The organism is Flagellimonas iocasae, from assembly GCF_042682725.1.
Taxonomy (GTDB): Bacteria; Bacteroidota; Bacteroidia; order Flavobacteriales; family Flavobacteriaceae; genus Flagellimonas; species Flagellimonas iocasae.
In genome coordinates this window covers 1-16,747 of sequence record NZ_JBHUHU010000001.1, presented here as the reverse complement: position 1 = coordinate 16,747, position 16,747 = coordinate 1, and the positions used below count along the sequence as shown (strand labels likewise).

Below are 16,747 nucleotides of genomic sequence, written 5' to 3'. Positions count from 1 at the left end.
ATATCACCAGTTTGTATAGTTATATTGGTTTCGCAACAACCAGAGGTTGGTCTGGGCCTGCAGTTTGGCATAGGCCGTCAATTTATAGGTTTGGACCAGGTTCAAATAATCGATTACGGAAGCAAGTCCCTGAACCATTTTTTGTTTATAGATTTCCAGGATGTTCGACTGCAGTTGCAGTTGTTGTTCCATCTGTTTCAAATATGCTGTTTGTCCCTCCATCTGCATCTGAAGGCTTTCAAGGGTATTTTGGGCCTGGGTCTCATTGTACTTCTTATAATAATCCAGGTTGTCCAATTTCAGCTTATTTTGGAGCTCATAATATTTTTTCTGATGGCCATCGTAAATCGGTATGGTCAACCGGAGGCCTGCACTGAGTCCGAACCTACGTTGAAGGTTGTTCAGGTCCACTGCATTCAATCCAGAGTTGCCGTACACTGAAACCTGTGGTCGGTATTGGTTCTCAAATACATTTTGATCGGCGGATATCTGAAGGCTATCCAGGGTAAACCTTTTTTCGAAGAGCAAGGTGTCCTTATGGGACGTTGCTTCTATTTGGGGTTCGGCCAAGGGATCGAAGTTTGAAAGGGGCACCCCTGACAAGTTACCCATTTGGGTATAGAGGTTCTTGAAGTTGATATCGATCTGATCCAATTCCAATTGTTTTGTCCCTATATCCGATTGGATGGCCAAATAATCACTTTCGGCCAAAATGCCCCGCTTTACCAACAACTCCATGACCTTTAACCGATTATTGAGATCTTCAATGATACCAAGGGTAAAATCCTTTTGGAGTTGTAATTGGTAAGTGAAGATATAGAGGTCCGTGATGTTCTTGACCAGATTTCTGGTCATTTCCTCCTGTCCCAAGGCCAGGGACGCATTGGACAATTGATTTTGGAGCAACAGATTGTCCACAATCGTCTTATTGAAAATGTTTTTGGTAATGTTCACTTGGGCTGAATAGAGTCCCCCATTGGTAATGCCCACATCATACCCCAGTGCATTGACGGAAGGGTTTGTGGTCACATCCAAAAACTTGCCGTTACTGTTGAAATAAGGAGCCACCAAAACTTCGGAGGTGGCATTGACCTGAAAGGCATTGTTCTGGGCCCTTATGATTTCATTCTGCAGTTCCCCTACCTTTTGAAGATTGGCATTTTCCAAAAGCCCCGGGGCATTTTCTTCGGCATTGGTCACAAAGAATCCAAGTGATCTTTCCTGTGCACAGCTATGATGTACCAATCCGAACAAAAACACCATATACACAAAATACCTCATTACCAAACCATTACTGTTTTTCAAATATATCATTCTATTTCAAAATCCATGGACAACACCACATCGCAAAAACCCCGATTCAAGTTGTTTGCCCTTTTAGAACTTATAGACCACCCCAAGGGCATAGGAACCGTCCCCACTTTGGAAGCTCACATCAAAATGTTCCTTCATGTAGGGGGTGGTAAACAGATAGGTCGAGGCAATTCCAGTCAAGGCCCCGCCCAAAATATCCCATCCATCATGTCTATCGTTCACCCCCTCGATCCTACTATAGGCCACGTAGGCAGCCACGGCATAGGCAGGGATTCCATATTTCCAACCGTATCTCCGTTGTAAAAAGGAAGCACCCTGAAAAGCAAAGGAGGTATGCCCTGACGGAAAAGCATGCCCATCGAGCCTACCTTCCGGCCTTGGTTTGTTGATGGCATATTTCAAGATCCATGTGGCCGTCAAATTGGCGGTTGCCGACTTTCCCAATTGCCAAAACCCTTCCTTGTCCCCTTTGGCCAAAACGGTGATCAACGAAAAGGCCGTTGGGGCGAATTGTGCATAATCCCCGATCTTTTCAATGGAAGTTTCCATTGCAATCTCTTCTGCAGCTTCCGATTGTTGCCCCTGCATGCTGTTCAGGGCCAACAAAAAACACAATAAAATGGCATACTTTACCATGACGTATCAATTTTATGGTTCATTTATAATTTCCGTATCAAGTCGGCCCCGTAAAGTGGCCAGGTGTTGCTGTTTTACTGGTTCAAGCTCCCTTTGTCCAAAGGCCGTGAAATACCGGTGTTCCTCCAAGAAGGAAATATTGAGCAAGACCCAATCGCGTTCGGTATAGGACCACCCATGAAAATGCTGCCACTCTTCCCGCAACAACGCGTTCTTTGAAAAAAAGGATACGGTTCCCAAATGGAACAGATCGGCGTCACAAAGGATCTTTTCCAATAAGGTATTGGGAGATTGTGGCATTCTAGTGGCCATGATACAGGCCTGTACCGTTTGTAATGTTTCTTTTGGATACTTCCATGGTTCCAGGAACTTTGTTGCCATGGCATTGCTTTGGGCCTCATGCCCCTCAAAACCGGATGCATTTCCCACATCATGGAACAAGGCTGCCAATAGCGCCAGCTCCAATGCCTTTTCCGACAGCCCTTCGTCCCTCCCGATCACCCGGACATGGTCAAACACTTCCAAGGTATGTTGCGCATTGTGGAACGGTAGTGACCCACATCGGCCTCCTTTCAAGAATGACACGCAGAATTGCCTGGCCAAGGAAAGGATATCTCCTGAGTTATGGGTTCGATCCTGATGTTTCATCCCTTTTTCCAAGGCTTTGCTTTGGTTCTATAAAAAGTCCGCATCATCTAAAAGGTATAATTAAATCCAATGACGACCCCTTGTCCATCGCTTGAAAAAGTGAGCTCCATGCGATCTTCCTTATAGGGCCTTGTGAACAGATAGGAACTCCCGATACCGACCACGGCTCCCGCAAGGACATCCCAACCATCGTGTTTGTGGGCCTGGATACGGCTATAGCCCGTAAATGCCGCCAAGGCATAGGCAGGAACCCCGAATTTCCAACCGTAACGTTTTTGTAAAAAGGCAGCACTTTGAAAGGTCGTGGAGGTATGGGCCGATGGAAAGGCCCGGTATCCATTATCATAGGGCCTTGGCTTGTTGATGGCGTATTTCATCCCAAGGGTCACGGCTTGGTTCAATGCAAATCCTTTGGCAAACTGCCAACTCCCCTTATGGTCCCCGATGAGCAATGTCCCGGTAAGACTGGCCACCGGAAGGGAAACCAGCAATACGTCCCCTGCTGTTTGCAGCGTCTTGTCCTGGGCATGGGTGTCCCAAACCGTACAGGTCAAAAGCAGAAACAACCCTAAGGTCGATATGTTTTTCTTGATTCCAGTGGCTCCAAAAAACCGTACTTCCATGATGGTATACTTCGTTTGTGGTATGGGGATAAAAGATCCTCCCCTAACATTATGGAACGAAAGTAGTACTGAAATCTAAAGACAATTTTAAGTTGCGCCCGAAGTACTATCCATCATCCTTTTGGTCTGGGTACAATGACCGTCAAGGCTTTCAATTCAATACCAATGGAAATCGTATTGTCCTCCATGGGATGGAACTCCCCATCGATCTGGGAATCGAAATGGGCACCGGGTAGTCCTGATAGATCAAGGCCTGAGGTTTGAAAATGTGTTGCTTCCTTGAGTAAATGCGGCTTGTTCATCAAGAGCAGAACACCCAAAACCAACATTTTGAACCTGTTGATCTTGGTAATGACCAATACATCCAAAAGCCCATCCTGTAAAGATGCCTGTGGCGTAAGGCTCAGGTGATACCCCATCACATTGGTATTGGAAACAAACACCAGAAAGGGGTTTGTCCTCCATTGCTTCCCATTGGCCTTGATACCGATTTCCTGAGGTTTCTTCAATTCCTTGAAGGAAGTCATACATGCCCCCAGATATCCGGATAAAGTGCGCCTATTGGAAGATTCATAATTCTTGATGACACTGGCATCAAAACCTACCCCGGTGTTACTGAAAAAATAGCAATCGTTCATCCGACCAGCATCAATTCGGATAGTATGTGGATTCCGCAAAAGTCCCAGGGCCTCACGCAGGTTTTTGGGGATATGGAGGTTGGAGGCCAAGCCATTTCCGGAGCCAAACGGGATGATGCCCAAGGGGATGCCAGTACCCACGAGACAGGAGGCCACTTCATTGATGGTACCATCCCCGCCACAGGCCACGATTATATCCGCACCCTCAGCTACCGATTCCTTGGTCAAACTGGTGGCGTGGGTCTTGTATTGGGAATATTTTACGGTCAACCGATGAAAGCTCTTGATAAAAAACTGATCTAAATAGGCCTCATTGAGCACCCTTTCCCCCTTGCCTGCAATGGGATTGACAATAAAATGAATTCTCTGATACCCCATCAATCCCGAAGTTTAAGTCCTCCGTTGGAATAGAGGAAATCAGCCACCTGGTACCACGAAATGGCCTCATCGAGAAAAGCCCGGTCCGTGGGGATACTTTTCAGACTGTTGTCGGAAGGATCCCAATCATAGAAATTGGCATTCTTTTGATCTCCAAGTACCATGACCTGGTTCCCTTTCAACAACCCCAACTTTCTATAGTTACCGATGAAGGCCCTTTCTTCTTCTGGCCTCATCTGTAATACATCCTTTCCAAAAAGGTTGGAGATATAGTCCCAACCCAATAAGCCGAACAGGGTCGGAAACATATCGATCTGTGAGCAAAGGTTATTGATATTTCCTGTATTTTTTTGAGGCAGGTTATAAATCAGTGCGGGTATCTGGTAATTCTGCACATCCAATTCCCATCGGCCGGCACTACTGGCACAATGATCGGCCATGATCACAAAGACCGTATTGGCAAACCATGGTTTCCCCTTGGCCTTGCGAAGGAACTCCCCGATGGCATAATCCGTATATTTTACCGCCCCGTTCCGTCCCGTACCAGAAGGAATGTCTATTTTCCCTTCAGGGTAGGTATAGGGTTTGTGATTGGAAGTGGTCATCACAAAATCAAAAAAAGGGTGCCCTTCACCGTAGGCCCGGTCCCCTTCTTTCAAAACTTTGTTGTAGATGTCCTCGTCACAGACACCCCATGCATTTTCAAAGGTGACCTCGTCATCATCGATATTGGTCCTTTTGGTCAGGATGCTCTTATCCATTAGAAATCCACGGCCACGGTCCACAATGTTGAAACCATTGCCCCCAAAAAAGGAGTTCATATTATCAAAATAACCGTCCCCTCCATAGAAAAAGTTCCGTTCATACCCTTTTTGTTCGAACACCTCCCCGATGGTGAACAACCCTGCATTGTCCACCCGTTTGACAATACTTCTCCCCGGTGTGGGGGGAATGCTCAAGGTAATGGCCTCCATGCCCCTTACGGTGCGTGTACCCGTGGCATACAGCTGGGTAAAGAAGAGGCTTTCCTCTGCCAAGGAATCCAGATTTGGGGTCAGATCCAGTTCGTTCCCGAACGATTTCAGGAACTTACCACTAAGACTTTCCACACAGATAAAGACCACATTGGGCCTGGCGTCCAACACAATACTGTCCGTGGGTGTTACGGTCCGAAGGATTTCATCCGCATCAGGGTGCACAAAAGTTGCCCCATCCATGGCCAGTTCATTTTTCACACGGGCTAAGGCCTCTTTATGTTCGACGGTCATATAGAAATCCGGGAACGAAAGTTCATTGTTCCGGAAAGCGGCAAAAAAGGAAAAGATACCCGCTTTGGAAATTTCGTTGTTATAGCGATTGCTTGACCATTCCGCCTGTTCATTGGTCAATAAAAATACCGAGAGCACCATGACCACCAACCATGGTACAGCTGATAAGGACCGTTGCGCGAAATGGGTACCAGTGGAAAAGGTCCTTTGAAAGACCCCAAACCTGAACAACAACCAAAAGGTCACCGCTACCAGTCCCAGAAGGGTCCCGATCAACAAGGGCAAGGGATAGGATTCATTGATGTTCTGCACTACCTCATAGGTATAGATCAAATAATCCACTGCTATAAAATTGTACCTTCTATGGAACTCATCCCAAAAGGTAAATTCCCCCAGAAACGAAAAATATAGGATAAAGATGCCCAAAAAGAACCCAAAGAAGGTCAGGACACGATCCAAGAGGGAACCGGACCATTTGGAGGGCACCAACACAAGATAGACCAGATAGGGGATCACAAAAAAGGAAAGTGTCGCCAAGTCGAACACAAAACCGACCACAAACGTCCAAACAAGGGACAAGGGACCGGTATCGGTCTCCTGAAAGTCCCAAACCAACAATATGCCCCGAACCACAAGGGAAATGGACAAAAAAATAAGAACGAAGGCCCTCAACAATGCATACCGGGCCGGAAAGATTTTGGTCAACATGGTACTTTTTGAAAATCGAAGGTAGGATCCAATTCTTAAGGAAACTTAAAGTTATCCCCTTGTAAATTCGAGATCAGTCTCCGACCAAAATCCTAGAAGTAAAGCGATAGTCATCGGAGGGAATGATCTGGCTGTGGCCATCCTCAAAAAAATCGACCCCAAAAAGGCTTCCGTGGTCCACAAGTTCAAAGATGTACTCTGCCGAATTTCCCCGGTTCCGCTCATAAACCTCGTATACGTCACCTTCAGGATAGGCCTTTTTGACCCTATCCATCAGCTGCTTGGGAACTTCCTCCCCATGCAGCTCCAGCTCAAAATATTCCAACAGGCCATCCAAGGTATAGCTCGCGGTCATATAGTCGAATCTTTCCATATAGAAATTTACCAGCCAATGGCCATCAGGACTATGGTGCCATTCGATATCCCTTGCGTTCAAGAACTTGGAGGTAAAGGCCCTATCGATGGTATCAGGTACTTTTCTGGTACAGGCCACTGCCAGCAGCAGCAAACATCCCAGAAGCCTTCCCGGACCCAAATTCACTTGGTCAAGCCAACGCTTACCTCTTGCCCCTGTAATCCATAAAATCCTCATTCCTTACATTTTATAAAATTGAATCTTCCACTCCATGGTCTTCAACGTATTTTAGGAAAACCGACAGTACCCATGGGATTCCACAAGTTGAAAAAGGTCGGGAAGCATGAACTCCCGACCTCCATCAAAAACCAACTCAAACTCAAACCTAAACTTTAGTCTTTATCCTTTTCCCCTTCTTCATCGACGACCTGTTTATGGATCAATTTTCCATGGACATCGATACTTACTTCCAGTTCTTGTTCGCCTTTTTCCACTTCAAATTCATAGGTCAGGCCATCAGCGGTCTCGGAAATTTCCGCTTCTTCGATTTCATACCCGGGCAACTCAAAGTCCAAGGTAGCCCTGACGGCATCTGGAATATCCTTTTGTTCAATTTCATGTTCCGTCTCCTTCCAAGTTCCATCTTCCAGGAAATTCGCTGAATATTCCATCCCGTCCATTTTGAATTCAGCTTCCCATTCAGCATCCGTTTCCTTGTCCCATTTCACTTTCTTCACTTGGGGAAACTTTTCGACAAAGGCCGCCTTTACCCGAAGGGGCACGGAACGGTTACTTGCAAAGGAAAAGAGTGCAAGTCCCAAAAGGGCCGCGAGGGGTAATCCGATAATAATTTTTTTGTTCTTCATGGTTTCAATTTTTATATCTGAACTAAAACTACAATCCAATTCTAAAGATGGTTTAAAGCAAATCTAAAGATGGCCCCATCGCCGTTCATTTACCTCCCTATATCTTGTACCGAAGCCCCAACCTGAAAATCTGGGTCTCGAAATAGTTTTGGTACAGGGCCGTAAATCCTTGGTCCGTTACTTCTTGGCGGATCCCGAACCGATTGAAGATATCGGTGGCGGAGAAGGTCAGTTCCGCCTTTTTGTCCCAAAAACTCTTTTTGAGGCCTAGGTCCACTGAAGATCTTGAGAGTTCCTTGCCTTGGGGGATGTTCTTGTCCGAATAGTAGATACCTGTCAATTGGATGGCCAGATCATGTTCCAATTGAAGCTCCGCATTCAACTTGGCATTCCAAGCATCCGCTGTGGATTGCTCCACCGTAAAAGTCCTTTCATAGGGGAATAGCAAAGTCCCCTGATAGGGATCAATGGCATTGGAGTACCAGTTAAAAGTGCCCGATACCTTTACCTTGTTGGAAATATCCTGGGCCAACAACAGCTCGACCCCTGTGTTGGTGGCTCTTCCCGTGTTCTGGTAAATGCGGTTGACTATGTCATAGTCCGGATTGGAAGCATCGATGCTGTAGACCCTCATATACTGGTCCTTGATCATCCTGTGGTACACTGCCGTAAAAATGAATCCTGTGGACCAGCTATATTTATGGGCCAACTCAAGGGCATTGGTGAACTGTGGCCGCAAATAGGGATTGCCCACTTTAAGCAGTTCGGGATCGTCGTACTTTGGAAAAATTCGGAGTTCCGGTTCCCCCGGACGGTCGATCCTGCGGTTGTAGAAAACCGACAATTTGTTGTGCCCCCCCAATTTATAGGTAAACCGTGCACTGGGGAACAGTTCGAAATAATCGTATTTGTCATTATTGGGATAATAACTATTGACTGGGTCCAGGTCGTAGAAAACATCGGTCTGTTCGGCACGGAGCCCCGTCTCGATATCGAACGTTTCCTTTTCAAGGACATAGTTGGCGTACCCGGCATAAAGGTTCTCCCCCCAATCCGAAAAACTGCCCAGACCGGGATAGATGATGGACTGGTTCCCCGGTGTGATGGTATAGTCCACGGGCAATCGTCTTATCCGCAGTTTGGCCCCCAGTTCCATCCGGCCCGACCGTAAAGGCCTCACATAGTCCGTGGATATACTGGTGGTGTTCTCAATTGCCCTGATATTGGTTTTGTCCGTACCGATGCGCACCGCAGAACTATCGTTCAGGGAATAGGTCTCATCCTCCAACCCCTGGGTATATTGGGCGCTGGCACTGAGGGTATGTCCCGGTTGTGCAAAGGAATGCCTATAGTTCACCGTGGCGTTGATGAAACGGGTGACCTCCTCTTCCTGCCAACTATAAAATCGGTTCCGTTGGTTGGAATCCATATCCATAAAGGCCACTTGGGCGGTATCAATATGTTTTTCGCGATCATATAGACCGGAAAAGGTAAAACTGTTGTGGTCATCCAAATCATAATCGATCCCTCCGTTGATGATGGACCGAAACTGTCTCCGGTTTTCGGGCACCTGGGAAAGTATATTGCGGCCGTCATCATAATTCCTTGTGGTGAATTCATTGTTCGGCAGGGCTTCCTGAAGGATAAATTCCGATTGCAGGAAATAATTCAGTTTTCCTTTTTTATAGTTAAGATTTAGGCTCGGGATCAATTTGGGATTGACCGAGTAGCTACCCAGATCCGTTGGGGTATCGGCCCGTCGTTTGCCCAGGGCACCGAGACCAAACGATAACCCCACGTCCCCGTTGAGCCCGGCCTGTCGTTCCTTTTTATAGATAATGTTCACGATACCCGCAAACCCATTGGCATCATATTTTGCCGAAGGGTTGTTGATGATTTCAATCTTTTCAATGTTGGACGCGGGGATATTTGCCAACCCTTTTTGGTTCCCAAACCCCGTAAGGCTGCTCTGTTTCCCATCGATAAGGACCACCACCTTGTCACTGCCCCTGAGGACGACCTTTCCCTCTTGGTCAAAGGTGACTCCTGGCAGGGTTTTCATGGCATCCATGACCGACCCTCCTGATTGGGCTATATTATCCTCAAGGCTAAAGGTCTTTGTGTTGAGATCGGCATTGGTGGTGGCCTGTTGGCCCACTACCTCCACTTCCCCCAAACTTTGGGCACTGGGCAGCAATTCCACTTTACCTAGGTCGAACACGTTGTTCAATCCCCCTGCTACTACGGTCCGCTCCAAGGTGGCAAATCCGATAAAGGAAAAATAGAGTGCATATTCCCCCAATGCCACGCCATCGATGGTAAACCTCCCCTGTTTATCACTGATCGCCCCGGTCACCAGGGCATTGGTATCCAACTCATGCACGGCCACATTGGCAAAGGCCAAGGGCTCCTTGGATTCGGCATCCAAGATCTGACCGGAAATGGTAATGGTCTCTTGGGAGAACAAGGGGTTGGAAAAGATAATGGAAAATAACAAGGCGTATAGGCTTCGCATGGAAAACGTTTTAAGTTAAATGCCAAATCTAGGATTGAAACCTTAAGGGAATTTAAAGTTTTACATTTTCCCTGATTTATTTCTTCCCAAAATGGATGGTGAACACATGTCTGTCCCCCGAAAACCGATAATCGATCCCAAAACCATAAAGATCGCAGATCCGTTTTACAATGGCCAGGCCGAGCCCCGTTGCCTTGACCCCATCGGACTCCCTATAAAATCGGTTATAAAGACTGTCGGGGTGTTTCAGGGGTGTTGTACCCGCATTTGAAATGGAAATATCATCCACCGTCGAGCCCACGACAATATCTTGTTGGGCAATATTGTATTTGATAGCATTGGAGACCAAATTGTTACAGAGCACCGATGCCAGATAGGAATCCATGTCCACCTTAATGGGATGCTCGAAATCGACCTTGATCGCATTGTTGGAAATCTCACAAAAGTCCTGGACCGTTTCCGCCATGAGCCTCGTGATATCCAATTGCTCGACGTTGGCGAACTGGTTGTTCTCGATCTTGGTCAACAAGGTCAAGCGCTTGGTCATTTGGGAGAGTCGTTGTATATCCCTTTGGATGGAGGTGAGTTGTTCGAACTGTTGGTCGTCCAATGGTTCCTCCATATTGATCACATTCTCGATCTTCGCCTGTATAATGGCCAAGGGGGTCTGCATCTCATGGGATACATCCTCCGTATATTGTTTCAGGTTCCGATAATCCGAACGGACCTTATTAGTCAAGAGCTTGATCTCTGTATTCAATTCAGAGAACTCCAGAATTTCACTGTCCATCAGGGCGATGGGAGCATCGGAGCTAAGCGAAAACCGTTTCATTTGCTCCAGGTTGTGGAAAAAAGGGGTCCACAGTTTTTGGTTCCTCGAACGATTCACATAAAACAGGAACAGGAACACTAAAAGAATGATCACCAAATAGGAAATGACCACGGCGATCAGGATGTTCTCCGATTCCACCACGAGTGCGCGGACCGTGATCCTATAATTTTCACCATTGATGGCGGAGAAGGTGGACAGTTCCCTGAACTCCTCCATTTCATCTTGAGAGGGATCATAGATGATGGTATCCTTTAGCACCTCCTTGCCCAACCGGGATACCGTTTGGATCTCGACGACCGGGGACAATTGAAAAGGCTCCGGATTTTCGATCAGGGAACTTTCGATCCGTGCCTCTGTCGAACGGAGCTCTTCCTCCACTTCAGACTGGAGCAGGTTCCTCAAATAAAAATAAAGGGCCACCGTACTGACCAACATCAACATGGCACTGATCCCCAAAAAAGTTTTGGAGGTCTTTCGGATCAATCGTATTTTTTTCAAGGTATCCACGATCACTCTTCCACGAACTTATACCCACTTCCGTAGGCCGTTTTGATATACTTTGCCCCGGCTTCGGTCAATTTTTTGCGCAGGTTGTTGATATGGACATAAATAAAATCAAAATTATCCGCAAGATCACTATGGTCCCCCCATAAATGTTCGGCGATGATCTCTTTGGAAAGCACCCGTCCCTTATTGGTAACAAAAAAAAGCAAGAGATCGAATTCCTTACGGGTCAAGGAAAGTGCTTGCTCATTGACATAAGCGGTCCTAGAGCGCGTATCAATGGAAATCTCGTGGAACTCCAAACGGTCATTGCCCCCAAACTTGCCCCTTCTCAAAACCGCCTTTATCCTCGAATTGAGTTCGGCCAAATGAAAGGGTTTGGTCAAATAGTCATCGGCACCCAGATCCAATCCTTCCAGTTTATCGTCCAAGGAATTGTTGGCGGAGATGATGATGGTCGGGGTTTCCGAACGGTTGCGCTTCAACAGTTTTAGGATATCCAATCCACTACCGGTGATCAGGTTGATGTCCAGGACCAACAGATCGTATTCATAGAGGTCGATCTTATAGAGGGCCTCGTGGTAGTCTGAAGCCATTTCACAGACATTGCCATCCCTTTCCAAATAAGTGGCAATGGATTTCTGGAGTTCTGTCTCGTCTTCTGCAATAAGGATCTTCATACCTTAAATTTAAGGTATAAAAATAGATTCCAAATCTTTAGGAATTCTAAAGCCCTTAGAAAGTAACTTAATAATAAAAATTTGAATTAGGCGAGCGCAACGAAGTGGAGTGCTGCAAGCCCCAAATCTTGCCACTAACTAATACTACTGAGCGAGGTTACTCTTACTTTCAATACAACATATCATTCTCATCCTTTTAGATAATCCAATGGTTTATTAGCATCACGTTTATATCGTTCCAACCTTCCTTCCGTTATTTCAAGCTTCAGATAACTCTTTCCAAAACTGCTCTTGACTACCTTGACCTTTTCAAGGATATCCTTTAAATCTGTTTGAAGTGAGGCAGCCTTTTCCTCCAAATGTTCATACTTGATCCTGGGAACCATTACCTCGCCCTCGTATTTTGGATATGGCTTTGGGGGATTCTTCTCAATCATATCCTCAAGGAAATCATCCCCTTCCCCTTCATTGTCCAATTCTTGATTGAACAAAGCCTGCATCATTCCAATGGTGGGAAGTGTCTGGTTCTTTTCTATGTCCCTGATAATGGCAATGACCGCATCCGTCCGTTTCCTATTCTTGATGATCTCTTTACCAATGCTCTTTTCAAACCGTTCCGATGGTAAAAACCCATGCCACTCAAAAAAATCCATGACCATATCCAAGGTATGGGAATAACTCTTGCCCACCTTTTTAGAAAAGACCTTAAATCTGGACAAAGTCCTTTTCTTTATCCTAACTGCTCTAAAATCATCCATATTTCAAGTTTTAAGGGGTACAATTGTTACAATTCTGTTCTGTGATTACAGGAAGCCCCAGCATTATTGTAACAATAAATTTTGAAGTTCCTAAAATCAAATATTTCCAAAAACCCTTATAAACAGGGCTTTTCCGAAGGAAAATGAATCAATAGCGTCGCTTTAGCGCGCTATCCTCTTGCTATTCCAACGTCCCGCAAGCGGGACCGAATGAATACTTCCTGATCATCCTTCGGCTGATCTGCTAGTCTGCATATGATCTATTAGGTTTTGCATGTCCTCCCCTATTTTGTGTTCCAATACCCTGGCATAGATCTGGGTGGTGGACAGTTTGGTATGGCCGAGCATCTTTGAGACGGTTTCTATCGGGACTCCATTGGACAAGGTTACCGTTGTAGCAAAAGTGTGCCTTGCGGTATGGAATGTCACCTTCTTGTAAATCTTACAGGCTTTGCAGATTTCTTTTAGGTAATAATTGACCTTTTGATTGCTATAAACAGGCAATAGGACTTTCGTTATTCTCCTTTCGGCCGAATCTTCATATTTCTTGATGATTTCCTTTGCTTGCGGTAGTAGAGGGATTTTAAGTTTTTCGTCAGTCTTAATTCTTTTGGTGAACAACCATTCATTTCCATCTATTCCTTTAAGTAGGTGGTCTGGGGTCAATGCCTTGACATCGATATAGGATAGGCCAGTATAGCACGAGAAGAGAAACACATCCTTGCATTTCTCAACCCCATCCTTTGTGAACGTGGTTTCTTCTATCAACCTCAATTCCCGTTTTGTCAAATATTCCCGTTCGGTTTTCTCAAAACGTAGTTTATAGTTTTCAAAAGGGTCTTTTGTTATCCAATCCAACCGAACGGCCAACCTTGACATTTTCTTAAGCCGTTCCATGTGTTTCATGGCCCCGTTATTGGTGCATTTGGTTCGTGTAGATGGTCTGTACTTTCTTAGGTACTGCTCAAAGTCCAATATAAAACGGTAGTTCAATTTTTTGAGCTTGATGTCCTCAACCCCATATTCCTCTTTTAAAAATAGGCCCACGCATCGTTCGGTGATGTGGTAATTCTTTCTGGTTCCCGGCCGTAAAGAAGTGTGCATGGTTCCATTGTGGTAGGCAATCAATTGTTTCAATGTTTTTCCGCCCTCATCTTCCCCAAAAAATCTTGCTTTGATAGATAGTGGAGTGATTACTTTTTCTTCTGCCATCATCAATCTATGGGCCTCATGTAGTCCTGTATAAATTTGGTCTAGGTACTTGTTCAGAGAAATCACATAACTGGAAAAACCCTTGCCCCTTTTACGGTTATTGTCCCATAAGTTGGCTTTTATCTCCCGATTTATGCTAAAATCGGTGCGCTCACCATCGATGGTGATCCTACAATAGACAATTAGGTTCTCGGATTGAACCTTGTGCTTTCTTGTAAAGAAATTGATTGTTAAACGATTGTTTTTCTGCATGTTGCAACCTTTTAGAGTGTGAATACTGTGAAAGTCAAAACACAAGAAAAATGGTTCTAAAAGTCATTTAAAGTTACAACAAGAAGTGTAAGTGTTTGCTCCCGATGGGAACACGCTTGATATGATTTTAGATGGTTTTAAATGAATTCAAACGATATGCCTAAAAACACAAAACACTGAAAATCATAAGATTAACAGTGTTTTGATTTTACTTAAATAAGGTAAGTCGGGATGACTGACCTCTTGACGAGGTGCTAACCCATTAATATCCAGAATATTATGTCGATTTTCCCAAAATAGGACATCCCATAGGACATCTTCGTGTGAAATAATGATTTTCACAACGTAAATATCGATATTTAAAATCAAACCACACCATCTTGTTTTATTTAATTTTAAATCAAAATAGACAAAGGAATTTTTGTGAGTTCAAAAGCTCATCACAAACAAGTTAAGCATCTATTCGGCCTATCGACAAGCAGATATAATAAGAACTTTGATTGTCAATTTTAACCTAGCCGTATAAATTACAAGATTTAGATTTTTGCCACCGGTGTTCCAGCCAAGCCATTACTGGTCCACCTTACATGATGGACACGATCGAGTTTAGAGATTTTGATTGCAGTGATACCTGAATCTTGTGATGTTTTCAATACTACCAATGACCATGCCTATACCGAAGTTGTGTAGAAAAATCCAATAAACTTATACAACCCGAATAGGATTAAGGTAACCCCCAATCCTATTCGAACCTTTTAATATATTCTTCTGGACGTTCCTTTTATTTCTTGGTCAAATGATATCCAGCCGATTCAACAGCAGAAGTGATTTCCTCTTCCGTGGCACTTGTAGTCTGTACGGTCAACAATTTGTCTTGGGAGGCAAAGTCAACAGACCAATCGGTCACGCCATCCACCTTATCCAAAAATGGTTTAACGGTATTGGCACACCCACTGCACTTAATATTTGATTTGAATTGTAATGTACTCATGTTCATCAATTTTAATTAGAAAATTACTATAGTTTAATCGTTTTAAGCCTCAAACTGTTCAATACGACCGATACACTGCTAAAAGCCATAGCGGCACCAGCGATCATCGGATCTAACAAAAATCCATTGATCGGATACAGCAGCCCTGCAGCTATAGGAATTCCAATGATATTGTATATAAAGGCCCAAAAAAGATTTTGCCTTATACCTATAACGGTCTTATGGGAGAGCTTCAACGCTTTGGGAATGGCATTTAAATCAGAGGTGATCAAGGTCATTTTCGCGACATCCATGGCAATGTCGGACCCTTTGCCCATCGCGATACTGACATCTGCTTGGGCAAGTGCCTGCGAATCATTGATACCATCGCCCACCATGGCGACCACCTTTCCACTTTCTTGAAGCCTTTTCACAAAATCAGCTTTCTCTGATGGGAGTACTTCGGCTTCATAGCTTTTGATACCCACCTGTTGTGATACGGCTTCGGCGGTCATCTTGTTATCACCGGTCATCATGTAAACTTCCATACCATTCCCCTGCATTTCCCGTATGGCTTCCTTTGAGGATTCCTTTATACTATCCATAATGGCCAAAATCGCCTTCACCTTGCCTCCACCGCCAAAGTATATGACCGTTTTGGCCTCCTGCTCTAACCCTTCGACCATGTGCCCCAGGTTGTCATCCATGGCGATTCCTTTTTCGACCATCAACTTATGATTGCCCACAAGGTATTGGGTTCCATCCAATGCCTCAGCGCGAACACCTTTTCCTGTAATACTATTGAAGTTCAAAATTTCGACCGGATTTACCTTTCTATTTTTTAAAAAGGAGACCACGGCTTCAGCCAAGGGATGTTCGGACTGTCCTTCCATGGCATATAAAATTTGCTCCAGGGCCCTGTGATCGGTCACATGGTCCGCAAAGACCATATCGGTCACCACAGGCTTTCCTTCAGTTATGGTACCCGTTTTATCCAGGACAATGGCATTCACTTTGTAACCCAACTCCAGGCTTTCCGCATCTTTGATGAGAATATTGTGTTCGGCCCCCTTGCCGATTCCCACCATGATGGCCGTGGGGGTTGCCAAACCCAGCGCACAGGGACAAGCTATTACCAATACGGCAACTGCGGTCAACAGTGCATGGGTAAAAGCGTCCTCACCTCCCAGGAACATCCAGGTGATAAATGTCACCAGTGAAATCGTCATTACCACAGGAACAAAAATACCGGCAATCCTGTCCACCAATTTTTGTACGGGCGCTTTGCTCCCCTGTGCTTCCTGCACCATCTTGATGATCTGGGACAAAAGGGTCTCCCCTCCCACCCGGTCAGCTACAAACTGAAAGCTTCCTTTTTGGTTTACGGTACCGGCAAAAACTTTTTCATCCTTTGTCTTTTCTACAGGGACGGGTTCGCCTGTGATCATACTTTCATCAACATAGGAACTTCCTTTGGACACCGTTCCATCCACAGGGATTTTCTCTCCCGGTCTGACCAATATCGTTTGACCTACCTTGACCGAAGAAATAGGGATTTCCCTTTCCTCCCCATCTGCTATCACCTTTAAG

Annotated in this window: 15 protein-coding genes; all 15 read right to left on the bottom strand. The window is 45.2% G+C overall.

Features of this window, described 5'->3' with window-relative positions; all coding sequences use genetic code 11:
• Positions 1-3: 3 nt before the first annotated feature.
• Positions 4-1,281, bottom strand: coding sequence for a TolC family protein (locus ACFSJE_RS00075; RefSeq protein ID WP_379828860.1), 1,278 nt, complete (start codon positions 1,279-1,281; stop codon positions 4-6).
• A gap of 96 nt (positions 1,282-1,377) precedes the next feature.
• Positions 1,378-1,950 (bottom strand): phosphatase PAP2 family protein, encoded by a 573-nt coding sequence (locus tag ACFSJE_RS00070; RefSeq protein ID WP_108423151.1) that lies wholly within the window; start codon positions 1,948-1,950, stop codon positions 1,378-1,380.
• Positions 1,951-1,962: 12 nt separating this feature from the next.
• On the bottom strand, positions 1,963-2,598 hold the full coding sequence (locus ACFSJE_RS00065; RefSeq protein WP_379828859.1) for an HD domain-containing protein: 636 nt from the start codon (positions 2,596-2,598) through the stop codon (positions 1,963-1,965).
• Positions 2,599-2,645: 47 nt separating this feature from the next.
• Complete coding sequence (locus tag ACFSJE_RS00060) at positions 2,646-3,221, bottom strand: phosphatase PAP2 family protein (RefSeq protein ID WP_379828857.1); 576 nt, start codon at positions 3,219-3,221, stop codon at positions 2,646-2,648.
• A gap of 113 nt (positions 3,222-3,334) precedes the next feature.
• Positions 3,335-4,237 carry a diacylglycerol/lipid kinase family protein gene (locus ACFSJE_RS00055; RefSeq protein WP_379828855.1) on the bottom strand — a complete coding sequence of 301 codons (903 nt, stop codon included), beginning with the start codon at positions 4,235-4,237 and terminating at the stop codon, positions 3,335-3,337.
• A complete protein-coding gene (locus tag ACFSJE_RS00050; protein ID WP_379828853.1) occupies positions 4,237-6,213 on the bottom strand; it encodes an LTA synthase family protein in 1,977 nt (658 codons plus the stop codon). Before ACFSJE_RS00050 ends, ACFSJE_RS00055 begins: the two co-directional genes overlap by 1 nt.
• A 73-nt stretch (positions 6,214-6,286) precedes the next feature.
• Complete coding sequence (locus tag ACFSJE_RS00045) at positions 6,287-6,805, bottom strand: hypothetical protein (RefSeq protein ID WP_379828851.1); 519 nt, start codon at positions 6,803-6,805, stop codon at positions 6,287-6,289.
• Between the two features lie 155 nt (positions 6,806-6,960).
• Positions 6,961-7,434 carry a PepSY-like domain-containing protein gene (locus ACFSJE_RS00040; RefSeq protein ID WP_379828850.1) on the bottom strand — a complete coding sequence of 158 codons (474 nt, stop codon included), beginning with the start codon at positions 7,432-7,434 and terminating at the stop codon, positions 6,961-6,963.
• Between the two features lie 97 nt (positions 7,435-7,531).
• Positions 7,532-9,949 (bottom strand): TonB-dependent receptor, encoded by a 2,418-nt coding sequence (locus ACFSJE_RS00035; RefSeq protein ID WP_379828848.1) that lies wholly within the window; start codon positions 9,947-9,949, stop codon positions 7,532-7,534.
• Positions 9,950-10,025: 76 nt separating this feature from the next.
• A complete protein-coding gene (locus ACFSJE_RS00030) occupies positions 10,026-11,279 on the bottom strand; it encodes a sensor histidine kinase (RefSeq protein ID WP_465254611.1) in 1,254 nt (417 codons plus the stop codon).
• An 11-nt stretch (positions 11,280-11,290) separates the two neighbouring features.
• Positions 11,291-11,965 carry a response regulator transcription factor gene (locus tag ACFSJE_RS00025; RefSeq protein ID WP_036378998.1) on the bottom strand — a complete coding sequence of 225 codons (675 nt, stop codon included), beginning with the start codon at positions 11,963-11,965 and terminating at the stop codon, positions 11,291-11,293.
• Between the two features lie 188 nt (positions 11,966-12,153).
• The gene (locus tag ACFSJE_RS00020; RefSeq protein WP_379828844.1) at positions 12,154-12,723 is read right to left on the bottom strand and encodes a BfmA/BtgA family mobilization protein; all 570 of its coding nucleotides are present in this window, start codon (positions 12,721-12,723) and stop codon (positions 12,154-12,156) included.
• A 225-nt stretch (positions 12,724-12,948) separates the two neighbouring features.
• Positions 12,949-14,187: a site-specific integrase gene (locus ACFSJE_RS00015; protein WP_379828843.1), complete on the bottom strand. Its 1,239-nt coding sequence runs from the start codon at positions 14,185-14,187 to the stop codon at positions 12,949-12,951.
• A 781-nt stretch (positions 14,188-14,968) separates the two neighbouring features.
• Positions 14,969-15,178, bottom strand: a complete 210-nt coding sequence (locus ACFSJE_RS00010; RefSeq protein ID WP_051947607.1) for a heavy-metal-associated domain-containing protein — start codon at positions 15,176-15,178, stop codon at positions 14,969-14,971.
• Between the two features lie 26 nt (positions 15,179-15,204).
• The coding region (locus ACFSJE_RS00005) for a copper-translocating P-type ATPase (RefSeq protein WP_379828841.1) at positions 15,205-16,747 on the bottom strand (1,543 nt) is incomplete at its 5' end.

Bases quoted from the DNA above. Each gene is read 5' to 3' on its own strand.
- ACFSJE_RS00025 (WP_036378998.1), bottom strand. From the start codon at position 11,965: ATGAAGATCCTTATTGCAGAAGACGAGACAGAACTCCAGAAATCCATT.
- ACFSJE_RS00010 (WP_051947607.1), bottom strand. From the start codon at position 15,178: ATGAGTACATTACAATTCAAATCAAATATTAAGTGCAGTGGGTGTGCC.
- ACFSJE_RS00050 (WP_379828853.1), bottom strand. From the start codon at position 6,213: ATGTTGACCAAAATCTTTCCGGCCCGGTATGCATTGTTGAGGGCCTTC.
- ACFSJE_RS00040 (WP_379828850.1), bottom strand. From the start codon at position 7,434: ATGAAGAACAAAAAAATTATTATCGGATTACCCCTCGCGGCCCTTTTG.
- ACFSJE_RS00075 (WP_379828860.1), bottom strand. From the start codon at position 1,281: ATGAGGTATTTTGTGTATATGGTGTTTTTGTTCGGATTGGTACATCAT.
- ACFSJE_RS00070 (WP_108423151.1), bottom strand. From the start codon at position 1,950: ATGGTAAAGTATGCCATTTTATTGTGTTTTTTGTTGGCCCTGAACAGC.
- ACFSJE_RS00065 (WP_379828859.1), bottom strand. From the start codon at position 2,598: ATGAAACATCAGGATCGAACCCATAACTCAGGAGATATCCTTTCCTTG.
- ACFSJE_RS00035 (WP_379828848.1), bottom strand. From the start codon at position 9,949: ATGCGAAGCCTATACGCCTTGTTATTTTCCATTATCTTTTCCAACCCC.
- ACFSJE_RS00015 (WP_379828843.1), bottom strand. From the start codon at position 14,187: ATGCAGAAAAACAATCGTTTAACAATCAATTTCTTTACAAGAAAGCAC.
- ACFSJE_RS00045 (WP_379828851.1), bottom strand. From the start codon at position 6,805: ATGAGGATTTTATGGATTACAGGGGCAAGAGGTAAGCGTTGGCTTGAC.
- ACFSJE_RS00060 (WP_379828857.1), bottom strand. From the start codon at position 3,221: ATGGAAGTACGGTTTTTTGGAGCCACTGGAATCAAGAAAAACATATCG.
- ACFSJE_RS00055 (WP_379828855.1), bottom strand. From the start codon at position 4,237: ATGGGGTATCAGAGAATTCATTTTATTGTCAATCCCATTGCAGGCAAG.
- ACFSJE_RS00020 (WP_379828844.1), bottom strand. From the start codon at position 12,723: ATGGATGATTTTAGAGCAGTTAGGATAAAGAAAAGGACTTTGTCCAGA.